This is a genomic window from Stenotrophomonas forensis (assembly GCF_028752115.1).
GTDB classification, from domain to species: Bacteria; Pseudomonadota; Gammaproteobacteria; order Xanthomonadales; family Xanthomonadaceae; genus Stenotrophomonas; species Stenotrophomonas forensis.
On record NZ_CP082270.1, the window covers coordinates 543,397 to 558,053 of the forward strand.

The following is a 14,657-nucleotide window of genomic DNA, read 5'->3' on the forward strand; positions in this document are numbered from 1 at the left end:
AGGAAATCAGCATGAAATCTGCAGTCATCACCGGTATCTCTGGCCAGGACGGCGCTTACTTGGCGCAGCTGCTGCTTGAGAAGGGCTACAAGGTCTACGGTACCTACCGCCGTACCAGCTCGGTCAACTTCTGGCGTATCGAAGAGCTTGGCATCGACAAGCATCCGAACCTGCATCTGGTCGAGCATGACCTGCAGGACATCGGCTCCTCGATCCGCCTGTTGAAGGACAGTGAAGCGACCGAGGTCTACAACCTGGCCGCGCAGAGCTTCGTTGGCGTGTCTTTCGATCAGCCGGTGCTGACCGCGCAGATCACTGCGCTGGGCGCGCTGAACCTGCTCGAGGCGATTCGTGCGGTCAACCCGGAGATCCGCTTCTACCAGGCATCGACCTCGGAGATGTTCGGCCTGGTGCAGCAGGTGCCGCAGACCGAGCAGACCCAGTTCTACCCGCGCAGCCCGTACGGCGTCGCAAAGCTCTACGCGCACTGGATCACTGTGAACTACCGCGAGTCCTACGGGATCTTCGGTGCCAGTGGCATCCTGTTCAACCACGAATCGCCGCTGCGTGGCCGCGAGTTCGTGACCCGCAAGATCACCGACTCGGTCGCCAAGATCAAGCTGGGCAAGCTGGACGTGCTGGAGCTGGGCAACCTCGATGCCAAGCGCGATTGGGGCTTTGCCAAGGAGTACGTCGAGGGCATGTGGCGCATGCTGCAGGTCGACGTGCCGGATACCTACGTGCTGGCCACCAATCGCACCGAGACCGTGCGTGACTTCGTCAGCATGGCGTTCAAGGCCATCGGTGTGGACCTGGCCTGGAACGGCAGCGGCCTGGACGAAACCGGTACCTGCAAGGCAACGGGCAAGGTCCTGGTGAAGATCAATCCGAAGTTCCACCGTCCGGCAGAAGTCGATCTGCTGATCGGCAATCCGGAAAAGGCCAAGCGTGAACTGGGCTGGGAGCCGTCGACCACGCTCGAAGAGCTGTGCGAAATGATGGTCAACGCCGACCTGCGCCGCAATGAGGCGGGCGCCTCGTTCTGATCCGCGACACTGCTGGTCTTGTCGTTCGATCGTGGCAGGCAGGCGCCACAGCGCCTGTCGTGCCACGCTCCCTCCACAGCAGTTGAAGGTCCGGGAACACTTGCATGAAGCCCATCGCAGCAATCACTGGAATCGAAGGGTTCACCGGCCCTTACATGGCCGCGGAGCTGGAGCGGCTCGGATACCAGGTGAAGGGGATCAGCCGCAATCCCGTACCAGGGCGAGACAACGAGGTCGCCGACATTCTCGACCCTGATGCGATCGGGGCCGTGATGAAGCGCTTGCAGCCACAGGTGATTGTCCATCTGGCAGGCGTTTCGCATGTCGCCCACCGCGACGTTTCTGCGATCTACCAGGCCAACATCATGGGCACGCGCAACCTGCTGGAAGCGCTGACGGAGCTGGAGGCCGTGCCGAAGAGCGTGCTGCTGCCCAGCAGTGCCCACGTTTATGGTGCCTCCTCCAGTTCTCTGCTGGAGGAGACTTCGCCGATGGCGCCGTTCAACGATTACGCCATCAGCAAGGTGGCCGGTGAGCACGTTGCCAGGCTGTACATGGACCGGTTGCCGATCATGCTGACCCGTCCGTTCAACTATACAGGCGTGGGGCAATCGCCTTCGTTCTTCGTTGCCAAGGTCATCGACCACGCGCGTCGTGGCAGTACCGACATGCGCCTGGGCAACCTGGATGTCGAGCGTGACTTCACCGATGTGCGCGATCTGGTTCGCTGCTACGGCATGCTGATCGAGCAGGGGTGCCGGGGCCAGGTGGTCAACATCTGCAGCGGCGTTCCGACCTCGCTGCGCCGCGTCATCGAAACCGTCAGCGAGATTTCCGGGCTGGAGTTTGCGATTGAAAGCGATTCGGAGCTGATCCGCAGCCATGACGTTGATCGCCTTGCTGGTTCCAATGCCGGCTTCACCGCACTGACCGGGGGGATTGCGTTCCGGCCATTGCGTGAAACCCTGCAGTGGATGCTTGACGCCTGATCCAGCCGCGCATGGGGCCACCGGCAGGCGGCGTTGGGCCCGCAAATGAAAACGCCCCGAAGCAAATGGTGCTGCCGGGGCGTTCTTTTCAGGCGATCAGTACAATTACGGGGTGGCAGCCGCGATCGGTGCGCCCTTGTCGTCGCACAGGCCCTTGCCGTCGGCGCAGCGTGCGAACGGGCCCAGCACCAGGACCGGCTGCTGGAAGTTGTAGCCGAACCAAGCCACGCCTTCCTGCAGCAGCTCGAACCGCACCTTGTGACCGGCAGCGAAGTCACCTGGAACGACCGCAGTTACTTCAGTCTCGGCGTGCGGCTGCACGTCGCCAGTCATGGGAACGCGAGCTTCCTCGCCACGGGCCGGCTCGGCAGTGCCCGGCGCCGGGTCGAGCAGCTGAACCACGCCAACGGTAACCGGGTTGGTGCCCGAAGTCGGCCAGGCAGCAGTGCCCTTGTTGCTGATCTTAAGCTTGACGGTCAGGGTATCGTCAGCGGCGTTGTACGCGGTGCTGCCGACCTGCTCGATGTTGCTTGAGACCTGTTCGTGAGTCAGCTGCGGGTTCTCCTTCACCGCCGCAGGCGCTGCGCCCTCAGCCGCCGCAGGCGCCTGGCTGTCATTCGAGCAGGCCGTCAGCATCAGCGACGAGGCGAGAATCAGGGGCAGCGCAATCTTTGAAATGTTGGTGGTCATGGGGTGCTCTAGGAGCTGGGTTGTCGGGGTCGACCGACCCGCTTCCAGCGGGTTGGCAGGATCTTGGGTGGCTGGGAACAACTGCGGGATAATATCCCGCGGGCGCCCCGAACGCCACGGCCCGGCGGGCCAGGCGGTGGCGCGAAGCCGCGCACGCCCTTGGGCTCCGTCCAGATGCCTTAAACTAGGCCCGGCTGTCGGTTTATCCAGCCAGCACCTGTAAGATTGACCGCTTTCCGGAGGTCGCCAGGACGGCGTGGGTCGTCCTGCTCATCGACCGCCCGGTCCGGGGGTTCCCACAGAACCTCACGGGACCATGACACACGCCGCAATCTGGACGCGGCCCAGCCTTGCTGAACGGAGAAGAGTTACATATGGCGGTATCAGGCAGTTCCCGCGCGGTGGGCGGGGTGGGGGAGGAAAACCGGGATTCCCTGATTTCTCCCTATACGTTGACGGTCCTTTGGGTGTCGCTGGCAAGCGTGCTTGCGATCGCGCTGATTTGCCTGCGCAGGTTCGATGTTCCGCTGCTGCTGCTGCTGGCCACGCTGCTCACGGCGGCAATGCTGGCGGTATTCCGGGTACGCATCCGCTGGTCCCTGCCCAAGCTCGGAATTGGCTTCGTCGCCATCGCCGCGCTGGCGCTGTTCCTGCGATCGGATCTGGATCCGCACCTGAAGGCCGGTCAGGACCAGGGCCTGTACACCAACATGTCAGCACAGCTGCTGCGAGCCAAGGCGCTGGACTACACCGATGAATTCCGCGCCTCGCTGAGCGGCGAGGAGCTGCGGATGTATGACAGCGCGCCGATGGCCGCTGTCGATCTGGTCGATCCGGTGCGCTCGCGCTATGTGGTTGCGTTCTACCCACTGCACCCGGCGTGGATGGCAATGTCCACCTGGGCGTTCGGCCAGAATTACCATACGGCATCGCTGCTGCTGTTTGCCGCGCTGGGAATAGCCGGTGGCTACTACCTGGCGCTGCTGCTGTTTGGCAGTCGGCGCGCGGCAGGGCTGGCTGCCGCCTTCCTCGCGTTGAATCCCGCGCTGGTTTTCTTCGCCAAGTTTCCGGTCACCGAGATGGTGGCGTTCGCATTCACGGTCAACGGCTTCCTGTTCTTCGCCAAGGCATGTTTCGAGGTTGCACGGGGCAAGCGCTGGTTGTTCCTGCTGATTGCGGTCCTGTGCTTCAACGGGTTGTTCTATACCCGCATGCAGTTCTTCCTGTACATCCCGTTCATGGGCCTGCTGTTCGCCTATGCGCTGATTGCCATCCGCCAGCCGTGGAGCCGTCGCGTGGTGATGATGGTGTTCCCGGCATCGCTGGTGATCACCTTCCTCCTGAGCATGGCGTTCTACCGCTACTACCAGCCGATCCTCTATGGAGGGATGGTCGAAGGCCACCTGGACAAGCTGAAGAAGCTTGCCGCACTGATGGCCGCTGGCCTGGGGCTGGTCGTACTGGGCCTGCTTGCCTACGTGGTGGCGCGCCGCCCCACCCTGGCCGTGCTGGAACGCCTCAATGACCAGATCCTGCGCTGGTCCGGCAAGGTCACCTGGCTGCTTCCGCTGGCACTGCTGGCCTCGATTCCCAGCGTCGTTGCCCTGTACCAGACCGGCTCGCTGGCGCCATTCCCGTGGACGGTGCCGGTCGGCACTGATCCTTTCCTGGTCCGCTACCACGCCATCTACCGCCTGGCGCAGATGCTGTCGCCGCTGGGCGTAGCGCTGCTGCTGCTGCTGCCGGCGTTCCGGATCGCCTGGTCCGGCGCAGCCAAGTTCGGGCTGCTGTTCCTGGTGCTGATCTGGGCGGCCGTGCTGACCCAGCCGGCCATCCCGTACCTGTACTACTACGGCCGTTACCTGGCTGGCGACATGCTGCCGTACTCGCTGATCCTCACCGCCGGCGTGATCGCCTACCTGTGGGACGGCCGCTGGCGCCGCCTGGCCATCGCGATTACCGCGTTCCAGTGCTTGTTCTTCCTGGTGTTCTCCATTGCGCAGTACAACCACGACGAAGGCGAAGATCCTCGGTTCTTCGAGCGTATTGCCGAGCTTGTCAGCCCCAATGACATCATCATCGCCTCCGGGCTGGATGATGCGCAGCTGGTCGGCCTGCGGGTCACCTATAACCTGAACGTGTTTTCCATCACCGGCCGTGGCTCTGTTCCGCTGCCTTTCGACACCGGTACCTGGCATCGCCTGGAAGCCAACGCGCACCAGAAGGGGGGGCGCCTGTACCTGTTGACCAACCAGCGGCCGAGCGCGCTGCAGGAGCAACTGGTCGAGCGTGTCCCGTTCCGCCAGGGGTACATGAGCAACAGCGAGCACGCTCAGGCCGGGAACATGTTCCAGCCTACATCGCGTTCGCGGTTGCTGCTGCCGTTGCGCTTCAAGCAGGCCGAAGTGGAAATCAATCTGTATCGGATCGATACCAGCACCTTCGACCGTGTCGCCAACGCGAGCTGCACGGACGAGCTCGGGTTGGCCACCGACGGTGCGATCCTGGTCAAGGGCCTGAACGGTTTCAGCAGCCCCGAGACGCATGGCCGCTGGACCGATGGCAAGCGTGCGAGCTACACCTGCACGCTGCCTGAGGGGCATTCGGCCAGCACCGTGGAAATCCAGGCCACCGCCTACCTGCCAAACGGGCGCAAGCAGCGTGTCGGTGTATCGGTCAACGGCGGTGCACCCCAGCAGTTCGAGTTCGCACCGGGTAACGACACCCAGCGGCTGCAGATTCCAGTGGGCAACACCGACAAGCGATCGCTGACGGTGGACTTCGACCTGCCGGACGCCATTTCGCCACAGCAGGCACAAAGCGCGAACGACGCGCGCGTGCTCGGCATCAGCATCAGTGAGATCGAGATCAAAGAATGAACAAGCAACTGATTGAACGCCTGGATTCCAAGACGGCCACGATCGGCATCGTCGGGCTGGGCTACGTGGGCCTGCCGCTGCTGCTGCGCTACAGCGAAGTCGGCTACAAGGTCGTCGGCTTCGATATCGATCCGTCCAAGATCGAGATGCTGTCTTCCGGGCGCAGCTACATCGAGCACATCGATTCGGCGGACATCGCCAAGGCGTTCGCCAGTGGCGCCGAAGCGACCACCGACTACGCGCGGGCGAAGGACGTCGATGCCCTGATCATCTGCGTACCGACCCCGCTGACCAAGTTCCGTGAGCCGGATCTGAGCTTCGTGGTCGGTACGGTCGACGCGCTGCTGCCGCACCTGCGCGCCGGCCAGATCATGTCGCTGGAAAGCACCACCTACCCGGGCACCACCGATGAGGAACTCAAGCCCCGCGTAGAGTCGCAGGGCTTCACCATCGGCGAAGACTACTTCCTGGTGTTCTCGCCCGAACGCGAAGATCCGGGCAATCCGAACTTCAGCACGCGCTCGATCCCCAAGGTCTGCGGCGGCGTGACCGCGCCGTGCCTCGATGTCGGCCTGGCGCTGTACGGCCAGGTGATCGACCGCGTGGTTCCGGTCAGTTCGGCGCGTGCCGCGGAAATGACCAAGCTGCTGGAGAACATCCACCGCGCCGTCAACATCGGCCTGGTCAATGAGATGAAGGTGGCCGCCGACCGCATGGGCATCGACATCCATGAGGTCATCCGTGCTGCTGCGACCAAGCCGTTCGGCTTCGTCGCCTACTACCCGGGTCCGGGCCTTGGCGGGCACTGCATCCCGATCGATCCGTTCTACCTGACCTGGAAGGCGCGCGAGTACGGCGTGCATACGCGCTTCATCGAGCTGGCGGGCGAAATCAATTCGTCGATGCCCGACTACGTGATTTCCAAGACTCTGCTGGCGCTGAACCTGCGCCGCAAGGCGATCAACGGCAGCCGTGTGCTGGTGCTGGGTATCGCCTACAAGAAGAACGTGGACGACATGCGTGAGTCGCCGTCGGTGGTGTTGATGGAGAAGCTTCGCGATCTCGGTGCGGAAGTGTCCTACAGCGATCCGCATATTCCGGTGTTCCCGAAGATGCGCGAGCACCAGTTCGAGCTGTCCAGCGTGGACATCACCGCCGACACCCTCTGCAGCTACGACTGCGTGCTGCTGGCGACCGACCACGACAAGTTCGACTATGCGCTGATCAAGCAGCACGCGTCGGTGCTGGTGGACTCCCGTGGCCGCTTCCTGGAAAGCGCCGATAACATCGTAAAGGCCTGAATCATGCGCGTATTTACCCCGCCTGTGCTGGACAGGAAGATCCGGTTCGCCCTGGTCGGCTGTGGCCGCATTGCCCAGTCCCACATCAATGCCATGCGCCAGCATGCTGATCGCATCGAGTTGACCGATGTCTGCGACGTCGACCCGGCCGCGCTGCAGAAGGCCGTCGAAGACACCGGCGCCGTTGGCCACCGCAAGCTGAGCGACATGCTGGCCAGCACGACGGCCGACATCGTCGTGCTGACCACCCCCAGCGGCCTGCATCCGGAGCAGGCAGTGGAAATCGCTGCCGCCGGCAAGCATGTGATGACCGAAAAGCCGATGGCTACCCGCCTGCAGGACGGCGTGCGGATGGTCAAGGCGTGCGACGAAGCCGGCGTGCGCCTGTTCGTGGTGAAGCAGAACCGCCGTAATGCCACGCTGCAGCTGCTCAAGCGGGCGATGGAGAAGCGCCGCTTCGGCCGCCTCTACATGATCAACATCAACGTGTTCTGGACCCGTCCGCAGTCGTACTACGACAGTGCATCGTGGCGCGGGACGTGGGAGTTCGATGGCGGCGCCTTCATGAACCAGGCCAGCCATTACGTGGACCTGCTGGAATGGCTGGGCGGGCCGCTGGAAAGCGTGCAGGCCTATACCGCAACCCTTGCCCGCAACATCGAGGTCGAGGATTCCGGCGTAATCGGCCTGCGCTGGCGCTCTGGTGCGCTGGGTTCGGTCAACGTGACCATGCTGACCTACCCGCAGAACCTGGAGGGCAGCATCACCATCATCGGTGAGAAGGGCACCGTTCGCATCGGTGGCGTGGCGGTGAACGAGATCCAGCAGTGGCAGTTCGCCGAATCCGATCCGGACGACGAAGCCGTGGCCAGCGCCAGCTACGAAACCACCTCGGTCTACGGCTTTGGCCATCCGCTGTACTACGACAACGTGATCCAGGTGCTGCGCGGCGAAGCCGAGCCGGAGACCGACGGCCGCGAAGGGCTGAAGTCGCTGGAAGTCCTGATTGCTGCCTACATGTCCGCGCGCGATGGCAAGCGGGTCGCACTGCCACTGGAGTACTGACATGGCCCTGTTCATCCATCCAACCGCGATCGTTGATGAGGGTGCGCGCATCGGCGATGGCAGCCGCGTCTGGCATTGGGCGCATGTGTCCGCTGGCGCGCAGATCGGCAACGACTGCTCGTTCGGCCAGAACGTGTACGTCGGTAACGACGTGGTGATCGGCAACAACGTCAAGATCCAGAACAACGTGTCGGTCTATGACGCGGTGCGGCTGGAGGATGACGTGTTCTGTGGCCCCAGCATGGTCTTCACCAACGTCTACAACCCCCGCTCGGCGGTCAACCGCAAGGCCGAGTACCGGCAGACCCTGGTGCGCCGGGGTGCCACGCTCGGCGCCAACTGCACGATCGTCTGTGGCGTTACCGTGGGCGAGCACGCCTTCGTCGGTGCCGGAGCGGTGGTCAACCGCGATGTTGCGCCGTTCGCCCTGATGGTCGGGGTTCCGGCTCGCCGGGCGGGCTGGATGTGCCTGTGCGGCGAGCGGCTGCCAGGGACCGGAACGGTGACGTGCGCGCACTGCGACCGCCGTTACCTGGTCGACGATGCGTCCTGCGCGTTGCTCGATGCCTGAGCGTAAGTGCGCGGCTGCCTGAGCCTGCCTTTTTCTAGGAGTGACATGGAAATTCAGTTTATCGACCTGGCCGCGCAGTACCGCGCCCTGAAACAGGATGTGGACGCGCGCATCGCCAAGGTGCTCGAGCACGGGCGCTATATCATGGGGCCCGAGGTTCGCGAGATGGAGCAGGCGCTGGAAGCCCGCACCGGTGCGCCGCACTGCATCTCGGTTGCTTCGGGCACTGAAGCCCTGCTGATCGCGCTGATGGCGATCGGCGTCAGCGCAGGCGATGAGGTCATCACCACCTCGTTCACCTTCGTGGCAACCGCTGAAGTGATTGCCCTGCTCGGGGCGGTGCCGGTCTTCGTCGATGTCGAGCCGGATACCTGCAACATCGATGCGAACCTGATCGAGGCGGCCATCACCCCGCGTACCAAGGCCATCATCCCGGTGTCGCTGTACGGCCAGGTTGCGGACATGGATGCGATCAACGCGATCGCCGCCCGTCATCCCGGCATCACCGTGATCGAGGATGCGGCGCAGAGTTTCGGTGCGACCTACCGCGGCAAGGCAAGCTGCAACGTGTCGCGCATCGCGTGCACCAGCTTCTTCCCCAGCAAGCCGCTGGGCTGCTACGGCGACGGCGGTGCGATCTTCACTGACGACGCCGCGCTGGCAAAGGCGATGGCCGAGATCCGTGTGCATGGCCAGGAGCGCCGCTACTACCACACCCGCGTGGGCGTGGGTGGGCGCATGGATACCCTGCAGTGCGCGATCGTGCTGGCCAAGCTCGGCCGGTTCGACTTCGAATGCGAGCGCCGCCAGCACGTGGCTGGACGCTACCTGCAGGCGTTGGCTGGCCTGCAGGGCTGCGAGTTGCCGAGCCTGCGCGAAGGCAACAGTTCGGTCTGGGGGCAGTTCACCGTGCAGGTCGATGATCGCGCCAAGGTGGTTGAGCGCCTCACTGCGGCGAACGTGCCGACCGCTGTGCACTACCCGGTGCCCCTGCATCAGCAGCCTGCGTACCGCGACCGCTGCCGCATCGCGTCCTCTCTGGCGAACTCCGAGCGGGTGGCGCAGCGCGTCATGAGCCTGCCGATGTCCGCCGACCTCGATGAGACGCAACAGGATTACATCATCGAGCAGCTGCGCGCGGCCCTCCGCGACTGATCCCGACCATCGCTCCACTTTCTTGCGAGACCCGCGTATGTACCAGAACAACCGTATCAGTGTCGTGGTGCCGGCACACAACGAAGAGACGCAGATCAAGCGCGTCATCGACACCATGCCTGACTATGTCGACTACATCGTCATCGTCAACGACACCAGTACGGACCGCACTTCCGACGTGGTCCGCGCCACGCCGGAATACGCCAGCGGGCGCGTCGTGCTGATCGAGCACGAAGTGAACCAGGGCGTCGGCGGGGCAATCGCAACCGGCTACAAGTGGAGCCGCGACAACGGTATCGACGTGTCGGTGGTGATGGCGGGCGACGGCCAGATGAATCCGCTCGACATGCCGGCCATTCTCGCGCCGGTGATCAACGATGTGGCCGACTACTCCAAGGGTAATCGCCTGGTGACTGGCGAAGCCTTCAAGCGCATCCCGAAGATCCGCTTCTTCGGCAACTCGGCCCTGTCCCTGCTGACCAAGATCGCATCCGGCTACTGGGGCGTTGCCGATTCGCAGACAGGTTATACGGCGATCAACGCCAAGGCGCTGGCTGCGATCGACTGGGACCACATGTACAAGCGCTATGGCCAGCCGAACGATCTGCTGGTGCGGCTGAACATCGCCGAGATGCGCGTGGTCGACGTGCCGGTCGAGCCGGTCTACAACGTCGGCGAAAAATCCGGTATCCGCGTGCGCAAGGTGCTCTTCAGCATCGGCTGGCTGATCGTGCGCCTGTTCTTCTACCGGTTGAAGGAAAAGTACATCATCCGCGACTTCCATCCGCTGGTGTTCTTCTATGCCTTCGGCGGTGCGACTGCGCTGGTTGGCCTGCTGTTCCTGGTGCGTACCATCCTGCTGTGGTTCACGCAGGGCAGCATGCCGGAGATGTCGTTCCTGGTGACGCTGTTCTCCTTCAGCATCTCCTTCAATGCCATCGGCTTTGCGTTCTGGTTCGATTACCAGGCCAACCGCCATCTGAATCCGCCCATCACCCATCGTGACGTGACCCATCGCCAGGCGCCGGATCCGATCGACCCGTGAGCATCTCGCCGTCCGCCCTGTTGAAGACCCTCGCGAGCAATCTGTCCTGGACGGCCGCGAGTCTGGTGATCCTGGCCGTCAGCGGGATCGCCATCAACCTGATGATCGCCGGCTTCCGCAGCGCCAGCGATCTGGGTGTTTTCAACCAGGCGTACGCGGTGTACGTGGTCGCATCGCAGTTGACCGTGTTCGGTATCCACAACTCGATCATGCGCAACGCCGCCCATTACAGCGGTGATGCCGAGGAAGGGCGCAGCCTGGCCGGTAGCGGGCTGCTGCTTTCGGCGCTTGCCGGCGTAGTCGGCGCTGCGCTGCTGGTGCTGGCTGCACCGGCCCTGGGCAAGTGGTTCGACAGCCCGGACACTGCCCTGGGCGTGCGCAACGTGGCGTATGGGCTGCTGCTGTTCCCGTTGAGCAAGACCCTGCTGGGCCTGCTCAACGGCCTGCAGTTGATGAAGGCCTTCGCTGTCCTGCAATCGCTGCGCTATCTGGTCGTGATGGCCTGGGTGGCGGTGGTCTCGATGACTTCGGCCAGTATCGACAAGGTGTTGTACTGCTTCCTCGTCGCCGAGGTCGTCACCACCGTAGCCGCGCTGGGCTATCTGTGGTCGCGCCGGATGCTGCAGGGCATGCGCGTGCGGCGGGTATGGATCGGGCGCCACGCCAGCTTCGGTGCCAGGAGCCTGTTGTCCAATACGTTCGTCGAGCTCAACTCTCGCGTGGACGTCATCCTGATCGGCTTCTTCCTGACCGACCGCGCGGCTGGCATCTACAGCTTCGGCGCGATCCTGATCGATGGGCTCTACCAGGTCTGGCACCTGATCCGGGTCAACCTGAACCCGATCCTGGTGAACGCCAGCCGCGACCGTGACTGGTCGACCTGTCGCATGCTGCTCAACAAGGCTCTACGCTACCTGTATCCGTTGGCGGTTCTGCTGGCCTTGGGCGTGGTGTTCGCGTACTGGTTCACCATCACCTACGTGATGAGCGGCAAGGGGCTGGAAGAGGGCATGTTGCCGCTGATCATCCTGCTCCTCGGGCTGACTTCGGTGGCGCCGTTCATTCCCTTCGACCAGCTGCCGCTGCTGGGCGGCTCCCCGGGGCTGCAGACCCTGCAGCAGCTGTCGGTGGTGATCGTCAATGCAATCCTGAATGTTATATTCATTCCGTGGTTGGGGATCGAGGGTGCTGCGCTTGGAACCGCACTGAGCTACGTCTTCGGCGTGCTCGTGTTGATGTTGATGGTGCGGCGCCTGTACTCCTGGAATCTAATTACAAATCGTATCGAGGCATAATCATGTGCGGAATTTTCGGTCTGGTGCTCCGCAAGGATGCCGCTTTCTCCCACTCCAGACTGCAGTCGACGCTTTCTGAACTTTTCAAGCTGTCCGAGACGCGCGGCAAGGAATCATCGGGCATCCATGCCTATGTTCCCGACCAGCGCGCATCGTGGGGGCTGAAGTCGGCTGATCGCGCGACCGACCTGATGAAGTCGCCGGAGTACGCGTCGATCATGCAGGCGCTGGCCGCTGCCTTCGAGGCTGAGAAGGTCGGTGCGTCGCTGGCCGTGATCGCACATTCGCGCCTGGTCACCAACGGTACCTCGGCGCTGCCACAGAACAACCAGCCGGTCAGCCGTGAAGGCGTGACGCTGATCCACAACGGTATCGTCGTCAACGTGGATGAGCTGTGGGCGTCCCACCCGGAGCTGCAGCGCCACGCCGAAGTTGACACCGAGTTCATGGGCGCGTTCCTCGCCCAGCATGGCGGTGCCTCCACACCGGCCAAGGCCACTGCCGATGTTTTCGCCCTGCTCAAGGGCGCTGCGTCGATCGCCTGGGTGCATGGACAGACCGATCGCCTGGTGCTGGCAACCAACACCGGCGACCTGTATTTCCATCTGGACGAACGCCAGGGCGTGCTGGTGTTTGCCTCCGAGCAGTACATCCTGGACAACGTGGTCAAGCACATCCATGGAGAAGCAGCGGTTCCCGCTGTACGTTGGCTGGAACCGCAGACCGCGCTGGGTGTGGGCATCAACAACCTCGGCACAGCCGCCTTCCGCCTCGACGAGGCCACCGCGGCCGCGGCCGATGCTGGCGTGCAGGTGTACCCAACCCCGGTGAGCGCCCACCAGGCCGCTCCGGCCCGCCCCGCAACGCCGGTGCTGGCCGTTGGCAGTGCGGACTTCTCGCTGCTGCGCTACAACGAAGACAATCTGAAGAAGCTGCGTCGCTGCAGCCGCTGCATCCTGCCGGAGACCTTCCCGTTCATCGCCTTCGATGGCGAAGGCGTGTGCAATTACTGCCGCTCCTACAAGCCGCGCTATGCGGGCATGCATCCGGTCAAGACCAAGCACGATTTCATCGAGTCGCTGGCCGGTTACCGCCGCGGCAATGGTCGTCCGGACGTGCTGGTACCCTTCAGCGGCGGCCGTGACAGCAGCTATGGCCTGCACCTGATCAAGCACGAGTTCGGCCTGAACCCGATCACCTTCACCTACGACTGGGGCATGGTGACCGACCTGGCCCGTCGTAATGTGGCGCGCATGTGCGGCCAGCTGGGAGTGCAGAACATCCTGGTCTCGGCGGACATCAAGCAGAAGCGCGAGAATGTCCGCAAGAACGTGGCGGCGTGGCTGAAGAAGCCCGATCTGGGCATGGTCCCGCTGTTCATGGCTGGCGACAAGCACTTCTTCCGCATCGTCAACCAGCTCAAGCGGCAGACCGGAATTTCGCTGGACCTGTGGAGCGCCAATCCGCTGGAGAACACCGATTTCAAGTCGGGCTTCTGCGGTGTCAGCCCGGACTTCGACAAGAGCCGCGTCGATTATCTGTCGATGAGCCGCAAGCTGCACCTGGCGGCCTACTACGGCAGTCGCTTCCTGACCAATCCTGGCTACATCAATACGTCGTTGCTGGACACGATGGGCGCTTTCCTCGCCTACTACGTTGAACCACGCCGCGACTTCTACTTCATCTTCGACCACATGATCTGGGAAGAGAACGAAGTCAACGACGTGCTGCTCAACCAGTATGACTGGGAGCTGGCACCGGACACGGACAGTACCTGGCGCATCGGCGACGGCACCGCGCCGTTCTACAACTACATCTACATGACCGCGCGTGGATTCTCGGAGTTCGACACGTTCCGCAGCAATCAGATCCGCGAAGGGATGATGACCCGCGAGGAGGCGATCTCGGCGGTGTACACCGAGAATCGCCCGCGTCCGCAGTCGATCAAGTGGTACCTCGATACCATCGGCATCGATTTCGACAGCGCGATCCGCCGCATCAACGAAATGGATGTAATGGGCCTGCACCGCTGAGAACCAGCAGGTGCAGCGAAACGGTCGGCTACCGCATCAGTTGCGGTAGCCGATCACGCGGGCCGGATTGCCAACCACCACGGCCCAGTCTTCGACGTCCTTGGTGACCACGCAGCATGCGCCGATCACCGCACCGGTGCCAATCCGGTTGACCGAGGGCAGGATCACGGCACGCGCGCCAAGCCAGGCATCGTCGCCGATGGTCAGGCCGGTGAAATCCACCGGTTGCTCCTTCTTGAGCGCTCGTGTCTTGATCCGATGGCCATGGGTGGCAATGAATACGCCTTCGGAGATCCAGACGTCATTGCCGATCTTCAATCCGCCGGAGTAGTCCAGCTCGCAGTCGTGCTCAACGCCTACGTTGCGGCCCATGCTGAAGTGCGCATGCCGGGTGCTGTGCGGAGACACCAGCATGGCCCGGTAGGAAACGTACGAATTGGCGCCGATATCGAAGAAGCGGCGCAGCACGAACATCTTGCATTGCACCAGCCCCGGTGCGTCGAACAGGAAGGAACCCAGCAGGTGCTGGACGAAGCGTCGTAGATATTCCTTCAGCATTGCATATCTCCCAATACAGGTCTGTTGATC

General features: G+C 63.1%; 12 protein-coding genes. 10 read left to right on the forward strand and 2 right to left on the reverse strand.

Annotated elements, in window-relative coordinates; genetic code table 11:
- Positions 1-11: 11 nt before the first annotated feature.
- Positions 12-1,046 carry a GDP-mannose 4,6-dehydratase gene (gmd, locus tag K5L94_RS02510; RefSeq protein ID WP_053448710.1) on the forward strand — a complete coding sequence of 345 codons (1,035 nt, stop codon included), beginning with the start codon at positions 12-14 and terminating at the stop codon, positions 1,044-1,046.
- A 104-nt stretch (positions 1,047-1,150) separates the two neighbouring features.
- On the forward strand, positions 1,151-2,035 hold the full coding sequence (locus K5L94_RS02515; protein WP_080374864.1) for an NAD-dependent epimerase/dehydratase family protein: 885 nt from the start codon (positions 1,151-1,153) through the stop codon (positions 2,033-2,035).
- A gap of 105 nt (positions 2,036-2,140) precedes the next feature.
- On the opposite strand, the gene K5L94_RS02520 is transcribed toward K5L94_RS02515, so the two are convergent.
- Entirely contained in the window at positions 2,141-2,725 is a 585-nt protein-coding gene (locus tag K5L94_RS02520) for a hypothetical protein (protein ID WP_180878791.1), read from the reverse strand.
- A gap of 350 nt (positions 2,726-3,075) precedes the next feature.
- Here K5L94_RS02520 and K5L94_RS02525 point away from each other — a divergent pair, with 350 nt between their 5' ends.
- The 8 genes from K5L94_RS02525 to K5L94_RS02560 are packed head-to-tail and all read left to right on the forward strand — an operon-like array spanning position 3,076 to position 14,069.
- Positions 3,076-5,604 (forward strand): ArnT family glycosyltransferase, encoded by a 2,529-nt coding sequence (locus K5L94_RS02525; protein ID WP_274511942.1) that lies wholly within the window; start codon positions 3,076-3,078, stop codon positions 5,602-5,604.
- Positions 5,601-6,905 carry a nucleotide sugar dehydrogenase gene (locus K5L94_RS02530; protein ID WP_274511943.1) on the forward strand — a complete coding sequence of 435 codons (1,305 nt, stop codon included), beginning with the start codon at positions 5,601-5,603 and terminating at the stop codon, positions 6,903-6,905. The genes K5L94_RS02525 and K5L94_RS02530 overlap by 4 nt, the downstream gene beginning before the upstream one ends.
- Before the next feature lie 3 nt (positions 6,906-6,908).
- Positions 6,909-7,970: a Gfo/Idh/MocA family protein gene (locus K5L94_RS02535; RefSeq protein ID WP_053448714.1), complete on the forward strand. Its 1,062-nt coding sequence runs from the start codon at positions 6,909-6,911 to the stop codon at positions 7,968-7,970.
- A 1-nt stretch (position 7,971) separates the two neighbouring features.
- Positions 7,972-8,541: an acyltransferase gene (locus tag K5L94_RS02540; protein WP_053448715.1), complete on the forward strand. Its 570-nt coding sequence runs from the start codon at positions 7,972-7,974 to the stop codon at positions 8,539-8,541.
- A 45-nt stretch (positions 8,542-8,586) separates the two neighbouring features.
- Positions 8,587-9,696 carry a DegT/DnrJ/EryC1/StrS family aminotransferase gene (locus tag K5L94_RS02545; protein ID WP_274511944.1) on the forward strand — a complete coding sequence of 370 codons (1,110 nt, stop codon included), beginning with the start codon at positions 8,587-8,589 and terminating at the stop codon, positions 9,694-9,696.
- Between the two features lie 37 nt (positions 9,697-9,733).
- Complete coding sequence (locus K5L94_RS02550; protein ID WP_053448716.1) at positions 9,734-10,741, forward strand: glycosyltransferase family 2 protein; 1,008 nt, start codon at positions 9,734-9,736, stop codon at positions 10,739-10,741.
- The gene (locus K5L94_RS02555; protein WP_053448717.1) at positions 10,738-12,036 is read left to right on the forward strand and encodes a lipopolysaccharide biosynthesis protein; all 1,299 of its coding nucleotides are present in this window, start codon (positions 10,738-10,740) and stop codon (positions 12,034-12,036) included. The genes K5L94_RS02550 and K5L94_RS02555 overlap by 4 nt, the downstream gene beginning before the upstream one ends.
- 23 nt (positions 12,037-12,059) lie before the next feature.
- Positions 12,060-14,069, forward strand: coding sequence for a hypothetical protein (locus K5L94_RS02560; protein WP_274511945.1), 2,010 nt, complete (start codon positions 12,060-12,062; stop codon positions 14,067-14,069).
- 36 nt (positions 14,070-14,105) lie between these two features.
- Here the strand turns inward: K5L94_RS02560 and K5L94_RS02565 are convergent, their stop codons facing one another.
- On the reverse strand, positions 14,106-14,627 hold the full coding sequence (locus tag K5L94_RS02565) for an acyltransferase (RefSeq protein WP_053448719.1): 522 nt from the start codon (positions 14,625-14,627) through the stop codon (positions 14,106-14,108).
- Positions 14,628-14,657 lie beyond the last annotated feature (30 nt).

Bases quoted from the DNA above. Each gene is read 5' to 3' on its own strand.
- gmd (WP_053448710.1), top strand. From the start codon at position 12: ATGAAATCTGCAGTCATCACCGGTATCTCTGGCCAGGACGGCGCTTAC.
- K5L94_RS02515 (WP_080374864.1), top strand. From the start codon at position 1,151: ATGAAGCCCATCGCAGCAATCACTGGAATCGAAGGGTTCACCGGCCCT.
- K5L94_RS02520 (WP_180878791.1), bottom strand. From the start codon at position 2,725: ATGACCACCAACATTTCAAAGATTGCGCTGCCCCTGATTCTCGCCTCG.
- K5L94_RS02530 (WP_274511943.1), top strand. From the start codon at position 5,601: ATGAACAAGCAACTGATTGAACGCCTGGATTCCAAGACGGCCACGATC.
- K5L94_RS02535 (WP_053448714.1), top strand. From the start codon at position 6,909: ATGCGCGTATTTACCCCGCCTGTGCTGGACAGGAAGATCCGGTTCGCC.
- K5L94_RS02540 (WP_053448715.1), top strand. From the start codon at position 7,972: ATGGCCCTGTTCATCCATCCAACCGCGATCGTTGATGAGGGTGCGCGC.
- K5L94_RS02545 (WP_274511944.1), top strand. From the start codon at position 8,587: ATGGAAATTCAGTTTATCGACCTGGCCGCGCAGTACCGCGCCCTGAAA.
- K5L94_RS02550 (WP_053448716.1), top strand. From the start codon at position 9,734: ATGTACCAGAACAACCGTATCAGTGTCGTGGTGCCGGCACACAACGAA.
- K5L94_RS02565 (WP_053448719.1), bottom strand. From the start codon at position 14,627: ATGCTGAAGGAATATCTACGACGCTTCGTCCAGCACCTGCTGGGTTCC.